Origin of the sequence: Comamonas sp. (assembly GCF_009360615.1) — a bacterium.
Taxonomy (GTDB): domain Bacteria; phylum Pseudomonadota; class Gammaproteobacteria; order Burkholderiales; family Burkholderiaceae_C; genus Comamonas.
On sequence record NZ_SPEY01000064.1, the window covers coordinates 1 to 19,136 of the forward strand.

Annotated in this window: 19 protein-coding genes; 9 read left to right on the forward strand and 10 right to left on the reverse strand. The window is 65.5% G+C overall.

Annotated elements, in window-relative coordinates; all coding sequences use genetic code 11:
• Positions 1 to 5 precede the first annotated feature (5 nt).
• The 6 genes from E2583_RS16980 to E2583_RS17005 all read left to right on the forward strand — a co-directional run bounded on the left by E2583_RS16980 (position 6) and on the right by E2583_RS17005 (position 5,721).
• Positions 6 to 926 (forward strand): tripartite tricarboxylate transporter substrate binding protein, encoded by a 921-nt coding sequence (locus E2583_RS16980; protein ID WP_291597424.1) that lies wholly within the window; start codon positions 6 to 8, stop codon positions 924 to 926.
• A gap of 30 nt (positions 927 to 956) precedes the next feature.
• On the forward strand, positions 957 to 1,178 hold the full coding sequence (locus tag E2583_RS16985) for a recombinase-like helix-turn-helix domain-containing protein (protein WP_291597392.1): 222 nt from the start codon (positions 957 to 959) through the stop codon (positions 1,176 to 1,178).
• Positions 1,179 to 1,202: 24 nt separating this feature from the next.
• Entirely contained in the window at positions 1,203 to 2,228 is a 1,026-nt protein-coding gene (locus tag E2583_RS16990) for an aromatic ring-hydroxylating dioxygenase subunit alpha (RefSeq protein WP_291597393.1), read from the forward strand.
• Positions 2,225 to 3,184, forward strand: a complete 960-nt coding sequence (locus E2583_RS16995; protein ID WP_291597394.1) for a PDR/VanB family oxidoreductase — start codon at positions 2,225 to 2,227, stop codon at positions 3,182 to 3,184. The genes E2583_RS16990 and E2583_RS16995 overlap by 4 nt, the downstream gene beginning before the upstream one ends.
• A 51-nt stretch (positions 3,185 to 3,235) precedes the next feature.
• The gene (locus E2583_RS17000; RefSeq protein WP_291597395.1) at positions 3,236 to 4,300 is read left to right on the forward strand and encodes a porin; all 1,065 of its coding nucleotides are present in this window, start codon (positions 3,236 to 3,238) and stop codon (positions 4,298 to 4,300) included.
• A gap of 149 nt (positions 4,301 to 4,449) precedes the next feature.
• Positions 4,450 to 5,721 carry an MFS transporter gene (locus E2583_RS17005; RefSeq protein WP_291597396.1) on the forward strand — a complete coding sequence of 424 codons (1,272 nt, stop codon included), beginning with the start codon at positions 4,450 to 4,452 and terminating at the stop codon, positions 5,719 to 5,721.
• Between the two features lie 225 nt (positions 5,722 to 5,946).
• Here E2583_RS17005 and corA read toward each other — a convergent pair whose 3' ends face one another.
• The 4 genes from corA to tsaB all read right to left on the reverse strand — a co-directional run bounded on the left by corA (position 5,947) and on the right by tsaB (position 9,269).
• Positions 5,947 to 6,933, reverse strand: coding sequence for a magnesium/cobalt transporter CorA (gene corA, locus E2583_RS17010; RefSeq protein WP_291597397.1), 987 nt, complete (start codon positions 6,931 to 6,933; stop codon positions 5,947 to 5,949).
• Positions 6,934 to 7,145: 212 nt separating this feature from the next.
• Positions 7,146 to 8,051, reverse strand: a complete 906-nt coding sequence (locus E2583_RS17015; RefSeq protein ID WP_291597398.1) for a uracil-DNA glycosylase family protein — start codon at positions 8,049 to 8,051, stop codon at positions 7,146 to 7,148.
• Positions 8,042 to 8,554, reverse strand: coding sequence for a ribosomal protein S18-alanine N-acetyltransferase (gene rimI, locus E2583_RS17020; RefSeq protein WP_291597399.1), 513 nt, complete (start codon positions 8,552 to 8,554; stop codon positions 8,042 to 8,044). The genes E2583_RS17015 and rimI overlap by 10 nt, the downstream gene beginning before the upstream one ends.
• Positions 8,555 to 8,561: 7 nt before the next feature.
• Positions 8,562 to 9,269 carry a tRNA (adenosine(37)-N6)-threonylcarbamoyltransferase complex dimerization subunit type 1 TsaB gene (gene tsaB, locus E2583_RS17025; RefSeq protein ID WP_291597400.1) on the reverse strand — a complete coding sequence of 236 codons (708 nt, stop codon included), beginning with the start codon at positions 9,267 to 9,269 and terminating at the stop codon, positions 8,562 to 8,564.
• Between the two features lie 162 nt (positions 9,270 to 9,431).
• Here tsaB and dacB point away from each other — a divergent pair, with 162 nt between their 5' ends.
• From dacB to E2583_RS17040, 3 genes are all read left to right on the forward strand, one after another.
• The gene (gene dacB, locus E2583_RS17030; RefSeq protein ID WP_291597401.1) at positions 9,432 to 10,880 is read left to right on the forward strand and encodes a D-alanyl-D-alanine carboxypeptidase/D-alanyl-D-alanine-endopeptidase; all 1,449 of its coding nucleotides are present in this window, start codon (positions 9,432 to 9,434) and stop codon (positions 10,878 to 10,880) included.
• Between the two features lie 227 nt (positions 10,881 to 11,107).
• Positions 11,108 to 12,298 (forward strand): SGNH/GDSL hydrolase family protein, encoded by a 1,191-nt coding sequence (locus tag E2583_RS17035; protein WP_291597402.1) that lies wholly within the window; start codon positions 11,108 to 11,110, stop codon positions 12,296 to 12,298.
• A 33-nt stretch (positions 12,299 to 12,331) separates the two neighbouring features.
• Positions 12,332 to 13,003, forward strand: a complete 672-nt coding sequence (locus E2583_RS17040; RefSeq protein ID WP_291597403.1) for an OmpW family outer membrane protein — start codon at positions 12,332 to 12,334, stop codon at positions 13,001 to 13,003.
• A 58-nt stretch (positions 13,004 to 13,061) separates the two neighbouring features.
• On the opposite strand, the gene E2583_RS17045 is transcribed toward E2583_RS17040, so the two are convergent.
• The 6 genes from E2583_RS17045 to E2583_RS17070 form a co-directional block, all read right to left on the reverse strand.
• Entirely contained in the window at positions 13,062 to 14,228 is a 1,167-nt protein-coding gene (locus E2583_RS17045; protein ID WP_291597404.1) for an acyl-CoA dehydrogenase family protein, read from the reverse strand.
• Between the two features lie 36 nt (positions 14,229 to 14,264).
• Positions 14,265 to 15,146: a hypothetical protein gene (locus E2583_RS17050; RefSeq protein WP_291597405.1), complete on the reverse strand. Its 882-nt coding sequence runs from the start codon at positions 15,144 to 15,146 to the stop codon at positions 14,265 to 14,267.
• A complete protein-coding gene (locus E2583_RS17055; protein ID WP_291597406.1) occupies positions 15,139 to 15,972 on the reverse strand; it encodes an ABC transporter permease in 834 nt (277 codons plus the stop codon). The genes E2583_RS17050 and E2583_RS17055 overlap by 8 nt, the downstream gene beginning before the upstream one ends.
• Positions 15,969 to 16,862, reverse strand: coding sequence for an ABC transporter ATP-binding protein (locus E2583_RS17060; RefSeq protein WP_291597407.1), 894 nt, complete (start codon positions 16,860 to 16,862; stop codon positions 15,969 to 15,971). The genes E2583_RS17055 and E2583_RS17060 overlap by 4 nt, the downstream gene beginning before the upstream one ends.
• Complete coding sequence (locus tag E2583_RS17065) at positions 16,859 to 17,875, reverse strand: ABC transporter substrate-binding protein (protein ID WP_291597408.1); 1,017 nt, start codon at positions 17,873 to 17,875, stop codon at positions 16,859 to 16,861. The genes E2583_RS17060 and E2583_RS17065 overlap by 4 nt, the downstream gene beginning before the upstream one ends.
• Before the next feature lie 110 nt (positions 17,876 to 17,985).
• Positions 17,986 to 18,984, reverse strand: a complete 999-nt coding sequence (locus tag E2583_RS17070) for an L-threonylcarbamoyladenylate synthase (protein ID WP_291597409.1) — start codon at positions 18,982 to 18,984, stop codon at positions 17,986 to 17,988.
• Positions 18,985 to 19,136 lie beyond the last annotated feature (152 nt).

Here is a 19,136-nt window from a genome sequence, read left to right on the forward strand (position 1 = left end):
CCCAGATGTCCGGTTCCGCGCTGGCGCAAGCCTATCCGAGCAAGCCCATCACCATCGTCGTGGCCTATCCGGCCGGCGGCGATACCGATGCCATGGCACGCCTGTATGCCGAGAAACTCGGCCAGCGGCTGGGCCAGCCCGTGCTGGTGGAGAACCGCCCGGGTGCCAGCGGCACCATCGGCACCGTGCATGTGGCCAAGGCAGCACCCGACGGCTATACGCTGCTGCTGGCGCCCAATACCTTTGCCATTGCGCAGTTCGTGCTCAAGACCAATGCGGGTTCGAGCTACGACGTGCTCGGCGGCTTCACGCCCATCGTGCAGACCAGCGTACAGCCCATGTTCGTGGCCGCCAGCCGGGGCTCGGGCATCAAGGACATCAAGACCCTGGCGAGCCAGGGCAAGCGCGACGGCCTGACCTATGCCAGTCCCGGCAGCGGCTCGCCCATGCACATCCTGGGCGAGATGTTCAACAAGGCCGCAGGCACCAGGCTGTCGCACATTCCCTACAAGGGTGTGGCGCCCGCAGTCAACGACCTGATCGGCGGCCATGTGCCCACGACCTTCATGACCTGGGGCCCCATCGCGCCCTACGCAGGCGGCAAGGTCAATGTGTTGGCCGTGGCCGATGCCCAGCGCAGCCCGCTGGCACCGAATGTGCCGACGCTGGCCGAGCTGGGCGTCAAGGACGTGGAAGTGTCTGCATGGCAGGGACTGTTCGGTCCCAAGGGCATGAAGCCCGAGACCGTCAAGCTGCTGAACACCCACCTCAACGAGATCCTGAAGATGCCTGACGTGGTCTCCAAGATGGCCACCTTCGGCGCCTTGCCCGCGGGCGGCGAGCCGGCACGTCTGGAAAAGACCAACGCCGCGGACTACAACCGCTTCGGCAAGCTCATCAAAGACCTGGGCATCCAGGCCGACTGAACCACGATTGTTTTTGGAAGGAGATCCACCATGGCTGTAGATCGATACCTCGAACCCCACCAGGCGCGTCAGCGCCCGGGCACCCTGTTTGAAGACCTGCTGGGCGACGCCATCGAGCGCGCCTTCGGCGAAGGCGTGCAGACCTTGCCAGAGCTGGTCGCCTACCTGAACCGCAGCGGCCCCGGCTGCGACAACGGCGAGGTCTGGACCGAAGCCAGCTTCCAGGCGCTGATGGCGCGCCTGGGCTATTGAACCGAGCAGGACAGGAGAGCCCCCATGAACGTACAAACCATCACCATCGACCCGGTGGACCGTCTGCTCAACCAGGGCCTGAAGAACCTCTGGTACGCGGTCTGCCCCTCGGACTTCGTGAAGACCCAGCCCGTCTCGCTGCGCCGCTTCGGCCGCAAGATCGCGCTGTGGCGCGATGCTGCCGGTCAGGTCCATGCGCTGGAAGACCATTGCCCGCACCGCGGCGCGCCGCTGTCCCAGGGCGTGATCCTGGGCGACCGCATTGCCTGCCCCTACCACGGCGTGGAAGTGCGCTGTGACGGCACCGTGACCAAGGTCCCCGGCAGCCCCGGCTGCAAGCTCGAAGGTTCGCGCGCCGCGCTGGCTTTCCATGTGCGCGAGGCCCATGGTGCCATCTTCCTCTACAACAGCGACAAGCATGTGGACGAGGCACCCGAGTTCACGCTGCCCGAGGAATTGACCTCGCCCGCGTACTCGAACTTCCTGTGCTATGCCGAGTGGCGCAGCGATTACCGCTATGCGCTCGATAACGTCATGGACCCCATGCACGGCACCTTTCTGCACAAGCAGTCGCACTCCATGGCCGAGGGCGACAGCAAGGCCACTTTTCAGGTACGTGATACCGAGCACGGCTTTGTGTTCGAGAAGGTCGGCCAGCGTGGCGTGAACTTCGACTGGACCGAATACGGAGAAACCGGCGTGCAGTGGATGCGCCTGGAAATTCCGTACCCCAAGACTGGTGGCCCTGGCGGCAACTTCGCCATCGTCGCCTGCGTCACGCCCATCAGCGCCGAGCTGTGCTCCGTGTTCTTCTGGCGCTGCCGCAAGGTGGACGGCTGGATGCGCGACACCTGGCGCTTCCTCTACCGCAACCGTCTGGAGGCGCGCCACTGGGCCGTGCTGGAGCAGGACCGCATCATGATGGAACAGATGGAACTCGACGCCAACGCGCGCGAGAACCTCTACCAGCACGATATCGGCCTGGTGCGCCTGCGCCGCCATCTGCGCCGCCAGGCCCAGGAGCAGATCGACGAAGGCATCGCATCATGAGCAACACCTTGCAAGCCTTTGTGCACACGCTGCGCTTCGAGGCCCAGGACACCATCAGCGTCGAGCTGCGCCCGGTGGATGGCGGCGAGTTCCCGGCGTTCACGGCCGGCTCCCACATTGACTTGCACCTGCCCAACGGGCTGGTGCGCAGCTATTCCCTGTCCAACGACAGCCGCGAGCGCCACCGTTACGTGGTCGGCGTGCTGCGCGACCGCGCCAGCCGGGGCGGCTCGCGCTGCGTGCATGAGTCGCTGCGCGTGGGCATGCCCCTGGCCATTTCCGAGCCGCGCAACCATTTCGCGCTCGACGAGACGGCGGCGCATTCGGTGCTGGTGGCCGGTGGCATCGGCATCACGCCCATGCTGTGCATGGCTCGCCGCCTCAAGAGCCTGGGGCATTCGTTCGAGATGCTGTACTTTGCACGTGAGCGCAAGAGCGCGGCCTTCCTGCAAGAGTTGCAGGCCCTGGGCATGCCGCTGCACCTGCATTTCGATGCCGAGGCAGGCGGTCCCCCCGACCTGCGGGCATTGCTGGCGCAGCGCGCCCCCGCACCGGGCCTGCACCACTATTCCTGCGGCCCGACGCCCATGCTCGATGCCTTCGAGAAGTTCTGCGCCGAGCTGGGACATGCCAATGCCCATATCGAGCGTTTCACGCCGGTGGAGGTCAAGGCATCGTCGGATGCGCGCAGCAACTACACGGTGGAGCTCAAGCGCAGCGGCCGCTTCATCGAGATCACGCCCGACAAATCCCTGCTGGACACGCTGCTGGACGCCGGTGTCGATGTGGACCACAGCTGCTGCGAAGGCGTCTGCGGCTCCTGCGAGACCCGCGTGCTCGAAGGTGTGCCCGACCATCGCGACTCGGTGCTCAGCCCCAAGGAACGTGCCGCCAACAAGGTCATGATGGTCTGCGTCTCCGGCTGCAAGAGCGAGCGCCTGGTTCTGGACATCTGAGCCGGCACATCAGACCTGCAAAACACCCCCACCCCTAGAGGAGACACAACCATGAAATCCATCCATACGCCGTGCATCGGCGTGGCGCTAGCCTGCCTGGCGTCTTTGCCCGGTGCCGCTTCGGCACAGTCCAAGGTCGAGCTTTTCGGCGTCCTCGACGTCGGCGTGGCCCATCTGGGCGGCTCGGGTGCTTCCAAGACCGGTCTATCCACGGGAGGCGCCAACATCAGTCGCCTGGGCTTTCGCGGCACCGAGGATCTCGGCGGCGGTCTGAAGGCGGGCTTCTGGCTGGAGGCCGGTCTGGACGTGGACAGCGGCGCCGGCAAGGCCGCAGGCGGCAGCCTGAGCTTCAACCGCCGCTCCACAGTGAGCCTGATGGGCGACTGGGGCGAGGTGCGTCTGGGGCGCGATGATTCGGCCACCTTCCTGAATACGCTGATCTTCGACCCCTTCCTGACCAACGGCGTCGGCGGAACGGGGGCCTTCACCATGCTGGGCATTCCGGGCGTTCCCTCGACCGGCGGCGCTCCCATACAGATCAGCAATGCCGTGAGCTATTTCCTGCCCCAGAACCTGGGCGGCTTCTACGGTCAGGCCCAGCTGGCATTCGGCGAGCAGCCCAGCGGCGCACCCAACAAGCGCGAGGGCGACTATCGCGGCCTGCGCCTGGGTTACCGTCAGGGGGCGTTCAACGGCGCGCTGGCCACGGGCCGGCTCTACGGCAACACCAGCGCCACCAATCTGACGGCGAACAATGTCGGCCTGTCCTACGACTTCGGGGTGGCCAAGCCGATGCTGCTGTGGGCCTCGGAAAAGCGCGGCGGCACCAAGATCACGGCTGTGCAGCTGGGCGTGACTGCTCCCCTGGGCAATGGCGAGGCCCGTGCCTCCTTCGGCCACTACAACCTGTCCGGCAGCAATGCCGACTGGAACAAGATCAGCGTGGGCTATGGCTACAACCTCTCCAAGCGCACCCAGGTCTACGGCACTTATACCTTCCTGAAGAACAAGGGCTCGGCGGCGAAGTCCATCGGCGTGCAGGGGCTGAGCGCTCCCGGCACCACGCCGGGCGGCAACTCCAACGGCCTGGAACTGGGCGTCCGCCACTTCTTCTGATCCTGCCCCGCAGGGCCGGTCTTGGCCGGCCCCGGGGTTTCGGCGGCAGCACGGCTGCCGTACCGCGCGCCCGCCAGGACGTGCGCCCTGGCGGGGCCGGCGGGTGCCGGTCCCGGCTTTTCTCTCTCAACGCTAGCCGGACTCCTGTCATGAAAGACTCACGCTCGTTGCGCTGGTGGGGCGTGGTCACGCTGTTCGTGATCGTCGCCATTTCCTACGTGGACCGGATCAATATCTCGGTCCTCATCACCGATCAGGACTTTCTGTCGCACATCGGCCTCACCCCTGACGACCGAACGCGTCAGGGTCTGCTGGCCACGGCCTTCATGGTCGGTTACGGTGTTTCGTCCTTTGTGCTCACGCCGTTCTGCGCGGCGCTGTTCGGCGTGCGCCGCAGCCTCTTCGCGGGGCTGCTGCTGTGGGGTGTGGTGACCTTTCTGTCGCCGGCCATGAACAGCTACGGGCTGCTGCTGGCATCGCGCATTCTGCTGGGCGTGTCCGAGGGGCCGCTGTTCTCGCTGGCTGGCAGCTACATCAAGGCGCATTTCGAGAGCCGCGAGAACGGCAAACCCAACTCCCTGGTCAATATGGGCACCGGACTGGGCCTGGCGGTGGGCTATCCCTTCGTCGGCTACCTGGTCGTGGGCCACAACTGGGAGACCTCGTTCCATGTGCTGGGCCTGATCAACGTGCTGCTGGGCGTTCCGCTGGTCTGGGCCTTTGTGCGCATGCCCAAGGTGGAGACCGGCATGCCCAAGCCCCGGTCGCTGGGCGAGGCCGTGGGACAGGTGGGCCAGATCGTGCGCGGCGCCATGCACACGCGCTATCTGTGGCTGATCACCATTCTCACGGCGGCCTTTCTGTCCTATCTCTGGGGCAGCAGCAACTGGCTGCCCGCCTATCTCAAGGAGTCGCGCGGCTTCTCCATGCGCGAGATGGGCTGGCTGGCTTCGCTGCCCCAATATGCGAGCGTGGCGGCGGTCTTCGTGGGCGGCATGATCATCGACCGCATCGCGCGTCGGCAGGTGCCGCTGATCTTTGTCTTCGGCAGCCTCGGCGTGGCGATTGCCGTGTGGCTGGCCATCCATATGGAAGACCGTTATGCCGCAGCCTATTGCCTGATTGCCGCCAACTTCTGCTGGGGACTGATGAGTCCGGCCATTCCGAGCACCGTGCAGCACTGCGCGCGGCCCGAGCATGTGGCCAGCGCCTATGGCGTGGTCAACGGTGCGGGCAGTCTGGTCGCGGGCTTCATGCCGGCCATCATGGGCGCGGTGATTGGTGCGCTGTCGGCGCGCGGCGGCGTGGGGGCGGGATTTTTCGCGGGTTTTGCGGCGCTGATCGGCACGCAGGTGATCGTGATGCTGTGCGGCATCGTGCTCTGGGTGCGCGAGCGCCATGCCGAACCGCAGTCCTCGTGACGCACAGGTAAAAAAAGAGCGCCTGGGGCTCCTTTCTTGCCGGTTTCAGCATCTTCAGATGCCTGAGATGACGGTCAGTCAGGCGTTAACAGCTCCTGTTTTGATGGAAACGCCTTGAACCCGGCGCGTCGCACCTGAGCAGACACCGAGCAAGGGCCGACCCAGCAAAGCCTCCCCACCCACGGTGCACCTCCCTCGGGGGAAGGTGCCTGGAGCCACAGCGGTCTATTTCAACCAGCCGCGCTTGCGGAAATACAGCATGGGGCCGACGGCGCTGAGAATCATCAGCAGCACCACGTAGCCGTAGCCGAACTCCCATTCCAGCTCGGGCATGAACTTGAAGTTCATGCCGTAGACGCTGGCGATCAGCGTGGGCGGAAGCAGGGCCACGCTGGCCACCGAGAAGATCTTGATGATCTTGTTCTGGTTGATGTTGATGAAGCCGACCGTGGCGTCCATCAGGAAGTTGATCTTGTCGAACAAAAAGGCCGTGTGGCTGTCCAGCGATTCGATGTCGCGCAGAATCTGGCGCGCTTCCTCGAACTGCTCGGCGTTGAGCATCTTGGAGCGCATGAGAAAGCTCACGGCGCGGCGCGTGTCCATGACGTTGCGGCGGATGCGGCCGTTCAGGTCCTCCTGGCGCGCAATCGCTCCCAGCACTTCCTTGGCCATCTCGTCGGTCACATCGCCGGACAGCACCATCTTGCTGGCCTTCTCCAGGTCGTCGTAGATGCGCTCCAGCGTATCGGCCGAGTATTCGGCATCCGCGTCAAACAGCTTGAGCAGCACGTCCTCGGCGGCGTCGATCAGCCCTGGTGCGCGGCGCGCGCGCATGCGCAGCAGCCGAAAGACCGGCACATCCTCGTCGTGAATCGAGAACAGCACGCCATGGCTGCGCAGCGCGGCGTTGTGCTGGTTGAGGATGAAGGCCACGCGTACCGAGCGAGGGTCTTCGTCGTCATCGATCAGAAAGTCGCTGCGAATATGCAGCTCGCCGTTGTCTTCTTCGTAAAAGCGGGCCGATTCCTCGATGTCGTCATCCATCGCGTCTTCGGGGATGGACAGCTCGTAGTGCTGCTTGATCCAGCGCTTTTCTTCGACGGTGGGGGATTCCAGGTCGACCCAGATGGGACGAAAGCGTTCGAGGTCTGCCAGGGACTCGATTTCTTCCTGAACGAGTCGACCATTGGCTAGCGTAAAGATGTTGAGCATCAGCTCACTCCCGGTTGTTCTTGAGGTTCTGCAGGGATCAGGGCGCTTTCAGCCCCCACAGTCTTCAACGGGAGCTGAAAGCTACCAACTAGGGTAGGTTTCCACGGATGTCTTCCAGTAATTCGAAGCCGGTGATTATGCAACGTTGCACTGCAGCATGTCGCGTGCGGCATGGATGGGAGAGTGGGCAAGCGGGGCATGTCGCCCGCCTGTCACGGCCCCTTGGTAAACGCGTCGGCCTGCACCAGGTCGGCCCAGGCTCCGGCCTTGGCCTGCGGTGCCCGCAGCAGGTAGTTGGGGTCATAGGTCACCACGGTGGGCACGCCCGCAATGCGGTGCGGTTCGGCCCGCAGCCGGCCCAGCGCATCATGGCGGCCCAGCACGGCGCGTGCACTGGCCAGGCCCAGAACCAGTACGCAGTCGGGACGCAGTTCGCGCAGCAGCGCCTCCAGAGCGGGCTGCAGCGGGGCAGCATGGCGGAGATCGGCATCGGGCGACGCACGGTGCAGTGCGGCGCTGAAGACGCGCGGTTTTTCCTGCAGTCCGAGGGCACGCAGCATATTGTCCAGCAGCTTGGCGGCATCGCCCTGCAGCGCCGTCTGGGCGCTGTCGGCCGCCGGTCTTTGCGCCGGGCTCAGCAGGGGCGGGTTGGCGGCAGGCTCCAGCAAGATCAGCCACCCGCCTTGCTCGGCGCCCTGCACATGCTGCGGCGCATGGGGATAGACCAGCTGGGCGGGGCTGATGGTCCAGCCCAGGCCGGGCTCGCCGGCCGGGCCCGCGGCGGGTTGCTGCACAAACGGGCGAGGCTCGTGTGCCCGGTGGCCGGACAGATTCTGGGGCGGCGGACTGGCAGGTCTGGCGGTCTGGGCGGGTGGCTGAACCGGTGCAGGCGCTGCCTCGGCTGCGGGCGCAGCGGTCTGCGCCACGGGTGGGCTTGCGGGCGCAGGCGGCGCCACGCGCATTGCCGGTGCCGCGACGGGCAAGGGCTCGGCGACCGGTGACGGTGCGCCGGCAGTGACTGCATCCACTGCCGCGGGTTCCACGGGCGCGGGCAACCAGACGGTGATGCCCATGGCTTCCAGCATGGCCCGCTGGCGGGCGTCCAGGTTCAGGGCCATAGTTTCAGACTCATGAGTACCGCATGTTCGCGCGGGCCGTTGGGATTGGGATAGTAGTTCTTGCGCAGGCCGACTTCGGCAAAGCCATGCCTGAGATAGACCTCGCGGGCGCGGGCATTGCTTTCGCGCACTTCCAGCCAGATCCATTGGGCATTCTGCTGCCGCGACCACAGCGCCAGCGCATCCAGCAGCACGCGCGCCCAGCCCTGGCGCTGGCAGGCCGGATTGACGGTGATATTGAGCAAATGAACCTCGTCCAGCGCCTGCATGGCGACAAAGTAGCCCAGCAACTGGTGGTTGGCATCGACCAGCAACTGTATCTGGTAGCCGGCCACCATCGCGTCCTGGAAGTTGCCGCGTGTCCAGGGATGGACATAGGCTTGCTCCTCGATCGGCAGCAGGGTGTCGAGCCAGAGCGCAGACAGCGGCTCGAAATGCACCAGAGATGCCGCATCCTGGGTGCTGGCGCCGGTGGCGTGTGTGGAGCTGCTGGGCAATGTCATGGGGTGATCATCGGGAGGCAATGTCGGAGGCGGCGGCCGAGGCGGCCTTCTCGGCTTCGCGCTCGGCCGTGGTTTTGGCCACTTTATCGCGGATATAGCGCGGCAGCGCCTCTTCGGCCGGCACCGCGCAGCCTTTTGCCAACAGTGCCGGTGCCAGGCGCAGCATGGCCGTGGCCGTGGGCATGGCGTGCACATGGCGGGCTGCAGGGGCCAGCAGCTCGGGGTAGACGGGCTGGGCGTTGCCTGCCACGGCATGGCCGGCTGCCGGCCGCAGGGCCTCGGGGGCACACAGGCCGAAGTCATCGGGCTCGATCCACCGGCCGCCCTCGTGGCGGAACGCGGCGTGATAGACCTCGTTCATGCGTGCGTCGAGTACGGCCTCGACCTCGGTGCAGCCGTGCAGGTGACGGGCCTCTTCGGCCACTGTGAGCAGGGAGTCCACGGGCAGCACGGGAACCTTGGCGGCAAAGGCCAGGCCCTGGGTGATGGCGCAGGCCGTGCGCAGGCCCGTGAAGGAGCCGGGGCCACGCCCGAAGGCAATCGCGTCGAGCTGCGAGAAGCCCAGGCCCGCGTCTTTCATGAGCTGGCGGATGGCCGGCAGCAACTGGGCCGACGACTGCTGCGCGCCGGGCCCGCTGTGCTGCCAGATGGCATCGCCACGCTGGACGGCAACAAACAGGGTATCGGTACTGGTATCGATGGCGAGAAGATTCATGTTCGGCAGGGCGTCAGCCGCAGGAGGGCTGGAGCGCAATACGGCTGCACAGGGCAGCAAGGGACGGCAGCGTAGCCCTGCATTATCGGTTGCCGGCCGCCAGCGTGCCGCAGGCGCTGCCAATGCCCGGCATGGGTGCAGCCCGGCGTAGACTCTGGCCCCATGCCGAAGACTCCCTTCTTTTTTCGCAAGACCCTGAGCGCGCTGGGCGCATCGTTGCTGGCGCTGCTGGTCCAGCCCGCGCTGGCGCAGTCCCAGCCAGCCGACACCCGCATTCCCGCCGCCGTGGATGCGGCGCTGCAACGCGCCAGGATTCCGCGCGATGCCGTATCGATGCTGGTGATGAATGTGGATGGCAGATCGCCACCGGCCCTGGCCTGGCGCACGCACCAGGCCATGAATCCGGCCTCGGTCATGAAGCTGGTCACCACCTATGCGGCGCTCGACCAGCTAGGCCCGGCCTTTGTCTGGCGTACGCCCGTCTATCTGGGCGGCCCGGTGGTCGAAGGCGCGTTGCGTGGCAACCTCTACATCCAGGGGCAGGGGGACCCCAAGCTGGTGCTGGAGCGCCTGTGGCTGATGCTGCGCCGCCTGCAAGGCATGGGTGTCAAGGTCATCGTGGGCGACATCGTGCTGGACCGCAACGCCTTCCAGCTGCCCGCGCACGATGCGGCGGTTTTCGACAATGAGCCCTGGCGGCCCTACAACGCCTCGCCCGATGCGCTGCTGATCAACTACAAGGCGGTGGCGCTGAATATTGCTCCTGATACGGGAGCGGGAGTCGCCCGTATTCAATACGATCCTCCTATGTTTGGCATGGATAATCAGCAAACGGTTGCCCTGTCTGCTCCCAATACCGATTGCGGCGACTGGCGCAGCAAGATGCAGCTGGACATGAGCCATCCGCAGCGCATCGCCTTCAACGGCAGCTATCCGGCAAGCTGTGGCGAAAAGAGCTGGTCCATCGCACCGGCGCAGCCCGAGCGCTTTGCGGCCAAGGCCATAGAGGGCATGTGGCGCGAGCTGGGTGGCAAGCTCACTGGCGCCGTGCGCGACGGCAGCGTGCCCCAGGGCCTGCAGCCGGCGTTCCAGCTGGAGTCGCCGGCGCTGTCCGAAGTGGTACGCGACATCAACAAATACAGCAACAACATCATGGCCCAGCATGTGCTGCTCACCCTGGGCATGCAGCGCACCGGTGTGGCCAGCTTCGACTCCGCCAGGCAGTCGCTGGCCCAGTGGTGGGCCGCACGCTGGGGCAATGCCGAGCAGCCCGTGGTGGACAACGGTGCCGGGCTGAGCCGCAATGCCAGCATCACGGCCAGCGGACTGGGGCAGATGCTGCAGAACGCCTGGGTCTCGCCCGTGATGCCGGAATTCGTTTCCTCCATGCCCATCGTGGGCGTGGACGGGACGTTGCGCCGCAGCAAGAGCCGGTTTGCAGGCGCGGCCCATCTCAAGACCGGCAGCTTGCGCGACGCGGCCGCACTGGCCGGCTATGTCGACGGTGCCAGCGGCCAGCGCTTTGTGCTGGTGGCCATGGCCAACCATGCCAATGCGGCGGCGGCACGCACGGCCTGGGATGCGCTGGTGGACTGGACGGCAGCTCAGTAGCCATCCGCGCGCGGCCGCGCTGTCGCCGCACCTTGCCTGTCGCGACAAACCGGACCCTCGTCCGGTTTTTTGTTGCGTGACACGGCGATGACCGGGTGATTCTGCGTTGGATTTTTGTCCGACCATCGGTAATTGCCCGATAACAGCGCCTCGATGAGTGTCGCTAGGATGACGCTGAGGAAAAAAGCACGACCGTGCGATTCACAACACCTCAGGAGAACATCATCTTGACAAGCAAACTCAAACTCTTGGCGGCTGCAATGGCAACGGTGGGCCTGCTGGCGGCCTGCGGCGGCGGAGGTGGTGCCGACACCACTCCCAAGGCCAAGGTCACTTCGGTCAAGGTCATGGGCGACAGCCTCTCGGACAGCGGCACGTTCGGGTACAAGTTCACCGTACAGGGCAACGATCCGACCACCGGCAAGCCGTATCTGGTCTGGCCCGAGCGCATCGCCGATCTCTACAGCACCTCGCTGTGCCCGCATTACAAGCCCACCAGCCAGACCACGTTCGTGACCGCCAGCGCCGGCTGCACCAACTACGCCATCGGGGGCGCGCAGATCAACTATGTCGATGCCTCCGGTCAGGTGGTGAACTCGCCCGTCTCCGTGCTGCAGCAGATCAAGGATGCGGGTGCGGCGGGCGTGTCCGCCAACGATCTGATCCTCATTGACGGAGGTGCCAATGATGCGGCCGCGCTGATCACGGCCGTTCTGACCTATCAGTCGGCGGCCGCAACCTATGCCGTGACGGGGTCGCCCGCCGACGGTGCCAAGGCCCAGGCGGCGCAGAAGTACCTGCAGGCCTTCCTGGCTTCCAAGATCGATACGGCAACGCTGACCGGACTGCTGGCCCAGGGCACGGACGGGATCGTCAAGGCCGGTGGCCTGTACATGCAGACACTGGCCCGGAATCTGGCGGCCAGCATGCAGTCGGAGCTGCTGGCCAAGGGAGCTACGCGCATCGCCGTGCTGAACATCCCGGCCATCCAGATGACCCCCAGGTTCACCACGGTGCTGGCCCAGATTGCCCGGGCCCAGGGCACGGCCGCCTCCAAGCAGGCGGAAGCCTTGCTCGACGGCTGGGTGAACGCATTCAACGCCACCCTGAAAGCCGCTGCGGGCAATGACAGCCGCATTGCCGTGGTGGACTTCTATACCGAGTTCAAGAGCCAGATCTCCGACCCTGCGGCCTACAAGTTCACCAATGCCACGGTGGCGGCCTGCTCCAAGATCGGTACCGACGAACTGTCCGCGTGCAGCGCCGACAAGCTGTCCGCGAATATTCCGCAGGGTGAAACCAGCCCCGACTGGTGGAAGAGCTATGTCTTCGCCAACAGCTTCCATCCCACTCCTTACGGATACCAGCAGATGGGCCAGTTGGTGTCGCGTTCGCTGGCACAGGCCGGCTGGCTGTAAGCCCGTCCGCAGAAAGAATCAGGAGACATGACCATGAAGAAACACATGCGGATTTCTGCCGCCGCCCTGGCCCTGACGGCCTGTGGCCTGGCCGGCGCCCAGTCGGCGGGAACCTGGTCGGCACGCGTGGGCATCACCCACCTGTCGCCCGACGTGAGCAGCGGCAATCTGTCGGCGCCATCCTTTCCCAACACCAAGGTCGATGCGGGCAGCAACACCCAGCTGGGCGGCGGCATCACCTACATGCTGACCGACAATCTGGCGCTGGACGTGCCTCTGGCGACCCCCTTCAAGCATGACCTCTCGGGAGCCGGCGCGATTGCCGGTGTGGGCAAGCTGGGAAGCACCAAGGCCATTCCGGCCACACTGATGCTGCAGTACCGCTTCAACGAGGCCAAGGCTGCGTTCCGACCCTATGTGGGAGCCGGTGTCACCTATGCCCATTTCTATGGCGAAAAGACCACGGCCACGCTCAATGGACTGAGCGGCGGCACGCTGGCCAATCCGACCACGGCCGAGCTCGACGACAAATTCGGCGCATTGGCCCAGCTGGGTTTCATCTACCAGTTCAACGAGCGCTGGTTCGTGGATGCGTCCTACGCCAAGAGCTTTCTGAAGACCAAGATCCACCTGTCCTCGGGCCAGAGCATCAGCGTCAGGCTCAATCCCGATGTGTTCAACCTGGCCATCGGCTACCGCTTCTGAGGCGGTGCAGCCTGCATCGAAAAATCCGGGCGGGTCCCGGATTTTTTTGTCATCTCCTTCAGTTGTAGTGTTGCGCCGAGGGCGCTTCGCCATGCACGGCCCAGCGGCCCAGGGCCTGGAGCTTGTAGTCCAGCGGGTCGTGCAGTGTATGGGTACGCACATTGCGCCAGAAGCGGTCGAAGCCGAGGTCGGCATGGGTGCCGCGCGATCCGACCACATCGAACATTTCCTGGGTCGCGAACAGGGTGCAGCGATGCGCCATGACCTTGGCTTCGAAGACGGCAATGGCCACCTCGGCGCGTTCCGCAGCGCTCAGTGACGGGCCGCGTTCCCAGGCTTTTTGCAGGCGCTCTGCCGCGTGATCGGCCATCAGGGCCGCTCCTGAAATCTGGGCCTGCATTTCGCCCATGCGGCGCAGCAGGTAGGGGTCGTCGGTGGCTCGCTCCACGGACGACCCCAGCCAGGGCCGGCCGTGTTCTCGCACATAGTCGCGTGCCTGGCGGCGCGCTCCCTGGGCCACGCCGACAAAAAGATTGACCAGCACCAGCTGCGCCAGGCAGTTGCGCAGGGTATGAAAAGCCGTGACATCGGCGTGCTCGTCGCGCATGACGGCGCTGGCGGGAAGCTGTACGCGATTGAACTGCACCGAGCCGCTATCGGTCTGGCGCTGGCCCATGGGGTTCCAGTCATCCTTGACGGCAATGCCCGGCGAGGCGGTTTCAAGCAGGCCCAGAACGGGCTGCGCGTGCCCGGCCACGCAGGCCGACACCGTCAGGTAGTGAGATCCGCGGGTGCCCGAGCAAAAGCCTTTCAGGCCGTCGAGCACATAGCCGCCGGCCAGCTCCGAGCGTTGGGGCAGGGCCTGCAGACGCGTGTCGCGAGGGTTCAGTGCATTGCCCCACCAGCCGTTCTCATCGATGGTACGGCGCAGCCAGAGTCGCTGCTGCTGGCGCGAGCCATAGATCAGCACGGTGGCGATCTGTAGCTGGTGAAACGCCAGCACATGTGCCAGTGCGCTGTCGACGGTCGCCAGGGCACGGACATGGCGGTAGATGTCGGGCCAGCCCAGCGCGTCGCCACCATGCTCGCGCGGAATCGCCAGGCGCAGCAGGCCGGCATCGCGCAGCATGGCTTTTTCTGCAGCGGCATGGCCGCCCTGGCGGTCGCGCGCGACGGCGGTTTTTTCCAGGGCGCCAAGGACATCGTTGAAGTGACTGGAGAACATGGTGAGGAAGATGGTGAGCAGAAAGGAGGCGGACGTTCAGTGGCAGATGGCTCCGTCTTCCAGCAACGTAGCTTCCAGGGCAATCGTGCTGACGCGGTTGTCCTGTGCGCGTTGCTGCAGACCGCTGCGCTGCCACCGCTGGACGGCGTTCCGCAGCCAGCGTGCCGACTGCGCGTCGGCCCGGCTCAGGCGGATATGGGCTTGATCCGATATGCGAAAGCGGCTGCCAAGAGGCGCATAGAAGCGCCAGCTGTCCTGTTGCAGCAGGCGTGCGATGACCTCGGGCGACTCGGCCAGAACATGGCACCTTCCAGCCAGGAAATCGCTGACCGCGTGAATGCTGGAGGGGGCGAACAGAGGGTGCAGGCCCTGGGCCTGCAATGTGCGCGCAGAGGCCTGTCCCCTGGCGACGCAGGCCGTGGGCTGAGGAGCGTTCTTCTGCGCCACATGCGGCAGCCAGGAGGCCCAGTGCCCGGGGGCATGGCGGCTCCAGCGGGAGGCCTGCTGCTTGAGTACCAGCAGCTGCAGGGTCTGCGGCATGTAGCTGCCGCCGGTCTGCCGATCAGGTTCGGACGGCCCGTCCAGTGACGACATGCCTTCAAGCACCAGGTCGGCATCGCTTTCGGGGGTGATGCTGACGCGAGTGCCCAGTTCCCTGCCCAGCCAGTCTGCCAGCGCACGGTCGTAGACATCGGACTCTGGCGGCAAGGGGTGGCCGGGCAGGGATGGGCGTGCATAGCTGCGCAGGGCCACATGGAGCACGCCATTGAGCCGGGCCTGCTGCAGCACCGGGCCGGCTGCCTCCACGCCCCCGAGCCCCGGCAGTGCCGGCCACAGAACGCCGGCCCCTGCGGCTGCGGCCGCGAGTGCGGTGCAGGCCAGGGCCAGGCGTCTCCAGGATGCAGTGGCGCTACTCATGAAATTCCAGTCCGCTGCGCCAGCGCGTCAGACGCCTTTCGAGCAGGGCCAGTGCATAGTTGAGCGCCAGGCCCAGCACGGCCAGCAGCACGATGCCTGCGTACATGCTGGGAATCTGGAAGATCTCCTGCGAGTTCAGCGTCAGAAAGCCCAGGCCGGCATGCGAGCCGATCATTTCGGCAGCGACCAGTGCGGTGATCGAATAGGCTCCCGCCAGCCGGACGCCGGTGAAGATGGACGGAGCGGCCGCCGGCAGGATGACCTTGAAGAAGATGAAGCTGCGCGAGGCACCCATGGACAGCGCCGAATGGATCAGCAGCTTGTCCACCTGCTTGACGCCGCTGATGGTGTTGAGCAGCACCGGCCAGAAGGCCGCCCAGAAGATGATGGCGATCTTGGACGCCTCGCCGATGCCGAAGAACAGCAGAAAGACCGGAAACAGCGCCAGGGCCGAGACCTGGCGGAACAGCTGCAGCAAGGGATCGACAAAGGCTTCGAAACGGCGCACCACGCCCATCAGCAGGCCCAGCGCCACGCCTGCCACGACGGCCAGAATCAGCCCTGCCAGCGAGCGTTGCAGGCTGGCCGCCACATGCTTGCCGAGCTGGCCGGTCTGCGCCAGCTGGACGATGGTCGCCAGCACGGCGGATGGCGGGCTGAGAAAGGCCGAGTTGACCAGCCCTGCGCGCGGCAGGAATTCCCAGATGGCAAAGAACAGCAGCACGCAGGCCGAGCGTTCCAGCCATCGGAGCCCGAGTTGCCGGGAGGAACGCAGCGATGCCGGCTGGGCAGGACGCCGGGATGGGGATGCGGCCAGTGGGCTCATATGGCAAATCCTCGCAAGGCCAGACTGAAATCAGGGGCGGTGGGCAGCAGCGGTGCCAGCGGTTGCTGGCGGTGGCCGCTGGCAAAGGCGACTTCGTCGCGCAGCACCTCCCAGGCCTGTTCACGCAGCTGCACAAAGGCCGGGGCGTGGCGTATCTCGGCGGGGCGCGGACGCGGCAGCGCTATGTCCAGAACGGATTTGATGCGACCGGGTCGGTGCGTCATGACGGCGATGCGATCCGACAGATAGATGGCTTCGTCGAGGCTGTGGGTGATGAAGACGATGGTGGTCTTGTGCTGCTCCCAGATGCGCAGCAGCTCGGACTGCAGGATTTCGCGTGTCTGGGCATCCAGGGCGGCAAACGGTTCGTCCATCAGCAGCAGGCTGGGCGAATAGGCCAGGGAGCGGGCGATGGCCACACGCTGACGCATGCCGCCCGAGAGTTCGTGCGGGTAGCGCTGGCCGAAGCCGCTGAGCCCCACCAGGTGCAGAAACTGCTCGGCAGTCTCCCGGCGCTCGCGTTTGGGAATCTTGCGGATCTCCAGCCCGACCTCGATGTTCTCCAGCACGGTGCGCCAAGGAAACAGCGCATAGCCCTGGAACACCACGCCCTGCTCGCGGTTGATGCCGCTGGCCGGCTGGCCGTCGATGCTGATGCTGCCGCCGGTCTTGCGCGCCAGCCCGGCGAGCACATTGAGAAACGTGGACTTGCCGCAGCCTGAAGGGCCGAGGAGGGTGAAGAACTCGCCTTCACGGATATCGAGATTGAAGTCCTGCAGGGCGGCGATCTGCTGCTTGCGGCCGCGCTCGTCGGCAATGGCGAAATCCATGCGCACATCGCGTGCCCGGATCTTGATGGCGGAGCCGGAGTCGTCCAGAGCCGTGCTCATGTCGCCGCTCCCTGGGCAAAGGGGTTGAACTCGTTGGTGTACACATCCTTGACCGCCACCTTGCCCGGCTGCAGCTTGCCTTCACGCTCCAGCACGTCGATGTAGTACTGGATGGGCGGCTCGGTGATGATCTGGTCGTCCACATAGGCATAGCGCTCCACATGCTTGAGCTCCATGCCGAGACGCTCGGCCGTGTAGCGGCGCGCTTCGTCGGTGTGGGCGTTGACCCAGTTGCCGGCCTTGGCGATGGCGGTGACCACGTCGCGCACGGCCTGCGGGTTCTCGCGCGCAAACCTGCCGTTGACGCTGTACGGCGCCATGCCGCCCAGGCCGCGGTCCAGGTCGTAGTCGGTCCACAGGCGCTGCAGCTCGGGGTTGGCCTCGGCACCGCCGGAATGGGGCGGGTGGATGATGGCCAGATCCACATTGCGGCCGATCACGGCCTGCTCGCCCTGGTTGTCCGGAACGACCAGGAAGTTGATCTTGCTGACATCGGCGCCGTGCTCGCGGAAATAGGTCTTGGAGACAAACTCGGCGCAGGCGCCGAAGCTGTTGAAGCCGATGGTCTTGCCTTCCAGATCCCTGGGCGTGCGAATGCCCGAGTCCTTGCGCACGAAGTACTTCATATGGGGTGCCTCCTGCAGCGTCTTGCTGCCGGCGGCAATCACCTTCACGTCGGCCCCTGCCGCGATGGCCGAAATCACCAGCGGCACCATGCGCGAGCCGAAATGGATGTCGCCCGTGCCGACCAGCGGAATGATCTGGGGGGCGGCAATCTTGCCCACGTAATTGGGGCGGGTGGAGGTTCCGTCGAAGTAGCCCAGTCTGTCGGCCAGATAGATCAGGTCGAAAGAGGGGTTGTCGGGGTAGTTGAAGGGAACGACCTTGCCATTGTGTGCCGTGCGGGGCGTTTCGCTGCCGGCCTGGTTGTCGGAGCGCGAGCAAGCCGCCAAGCCCAGGGATGCAGCACTGATGGACAGAAGCTTGCCAAGCGCGTCGCGACGGGTTCCCATGGTTCTAACCTTTGAAGTTGCTGTGGAAGCAAGCAAGGTTAGAGAAGGCGTTTAATAAAGAAAACGAATAAAAATTTGTATCTTTACTTGAAAATCAGCTAAGAGGCCGCTCAGCCCGCAGCCGCCGCACGCTGCAGACGGTCGCGCACGCCTTCCCAGTCGGCGGTGTCGGGCGGGGTCTCGATCCAGATCAGCTTGGCGCCCCAGTCGTCGAAATTGCGCAGCATGCCGAACAGCTCGCGGGCCACGTCGCGCGGCTCGCCGGACATGCGGCGCAGCAGCAACTGGGCGGTGGCGACATTGAGGGGGCTGCGGTGATAGATGGCAATATTCCTGCCATCCTTGCCCAGGATGTCCAGTGCCGATTGCAGCTGCCCGGCATCCATGAGCCGCACCTTGGCGTTGGGCGCGTAGTGCGCCAAAAGCGTTCCCGATGCACGTGGGGTATCCGCAGTCAGCTCTTCTTTCGAGAGCGGTCGCAGGCCGCAGGCACGCTCGATATCGTCACGGGTGATGGCGCCGGGGCGCAGCAGCACGGGCACGCCCCGCGTGCAGTCGACGATGGTCGATTCAATGCCCACTTCGCAGGCGCCGCCATCGAGCACCAGCAGTTCTTCGCCAAACTCGGTGGCCACATGCTCGGCCGTGGTGGGGCTGACGCGACCGAACTTGTTGGCGCTGGGGGCCGAGACGCCCCAGACCGGCGGATCGAGCTGCTGGCAGGCCTGCAGCACCGCATGGGCCACGGGGTGGGACGGGCAGCGCAGGCCCACGCTGTCCTGGCCCCCGGTCGATGCCCTGGCGGCATGCGGCAGGCGCGGCAGGATCAGGGTCAGCGGGCCGGGCCAGAACGCATCGATCAGCTGCTGGGCAAAGACCGGGACTTCCCTGGCGTAGCGCGTGATGGCGGCGGCGTCGGCCACATGCACGATCAGCGGATGGTTGGCCGGGCGCCCCTTGGCGGCAAAGATCTGCGCCACGGCGGCGTCGTTGTCGCTGTCTGCGGCCAGGCCGTAGACCGTCTCGGTGGGCAGGCCCAGCAGCCGGCCTTGCTGCAGGGCGAGCGCAGCGGCCTGCACCGAGGCTTCCAGCGTTCCATCCAAGATCATTTCAATTCCTCTTTCATGCACTGCGCCGCCGTATGTGCGGTGCTTTTGCGCTTGCAGAGCATCAGCGAATGACGCCGAGCAAGGGCCGCCCCTTACGCTCAGGGCGTCGTCCCCCTCCCGCGTAGCGAGAGAGGGGCGCCCAGCTAGGGGGA

Coding starts and splice junctions, on each gene's coding strand:
- E2583_RS16980 (WP_291597424.1), top strand. CDS start 6: ATGTCCGGTTCCGCGCTGGCGCAAGCCTATCCGAGCAAGCCCATCACC.
- E2583_RS16985 (WP_291597392.1), top strand. CDS start 957: ATGGCTGTAGATCGATACCTCGAACCCCACCAGGCGCGTCAGCGCCCG.
- E2583_RS16990 (WP_291597393.1), top strand. CDS start 1,203: ATGAACGTACAAACCATCACCATCGACCCGGTGGACCGTCTGCTCAAC.
- E2583_RS16995 (WP_291597394.1), top strand. CDS start 2,225: ATGAGCAACACCTTGCAAGCCTTTGTGCACACGCTGCGCTTCGAGGCC.
- E2583_RS17000 (WP_291597395.1), top strand. CDS start 3,236: ATGAAATCCATCCATACGCCGTGCATCGGCGTGGCGCTAGCCTGCCTG.
- E2583_RS17005 (WP_291597396.1), top strand. CDS start 4,450: ATGAAAGACTCACGCTCGTTGCGCTGGTGGGGCGTGGTCACGCTGTTC.
- corA (WP_291597397.1), bottom strand. CDS start 6,933: ATGCTCAACATCTTTACGCTAGCCAATGGTCGACTCGTTCAGGAAGAA.
- E2583_RS17015 (WP_291597398.1), bottom strand. CDS start 8,051: ATGGCCCTGAACCTGGACGCCCGCCAGCGGGCCATGCTGGAAGCCATG.
- rimI (WP_291597399.1), bottom strand. CDS start 8,554: ATGACATTGCCCAGCAGCTCCACACACGCCACCGGCGCCAGCACCCAG.
- tsaB (WP_291597400.1), bottom strand. CDS start 9,269: ATGAATCTTCTCGCCATCGATACCAGTACCGATACCCTGTTTGTTGCC.
- dacB (WP_291597401.1), top strand. CDS start 9,432: ATGCCGAAGACTCCCTTCTTTTTTCGCAAGACCCTGAGCGCGCTGGGC.
- E2583_RS17040 (WP_291597403.1), top strand. CDS start 12,332: ATGAAGAAACACATGCGGATTTCTGCCGCCGCCCTGGCCCTGACGGCC.
- E2583_RS17045 (WP_291597404.1), bottom strand. CDS start 14,228: ATGTTCTCCAGTCACTTCAACGATGTCCTTGGCGCCCTGGAAAAAACC.
- E2583_RS17050 (WP_291597405.1), bottom strand. CDS start 15,146: ATGAGTAGCGCCACTGCATCCTGGAGACGCCTGGCCCTGGCCTGCACC.
- E2583_RS17055 (WP_291597406.1), bottom strand. CDS start 15,972: ATGAGCCCACTGGCCGCATCCCCATCCCGGCGTCCTGCCCAGCCGGCA.
- E2583_RS17060 (WP_291597407.1), bottom strand. CDS start 16,862: ATGAGCACGGCTCTGGACGACTCCGGCTCCGCCATCAAGATCCGGGCA.
- E2583_RS17065 (WP_291597408.1), bottom strand. CDS start 17,875: ATGGGAACCCGTCGCGACGCGCTTGGCAAGCTTCTGTCCATCAGTGCT.
- E2583_RS17070 (WP_291597409.1), bottom strand. CDS start 18,984: ATGATCTTGGATGGAACGCTGGAAGCCTCGGTGCAGGCCGCTGCGCTC.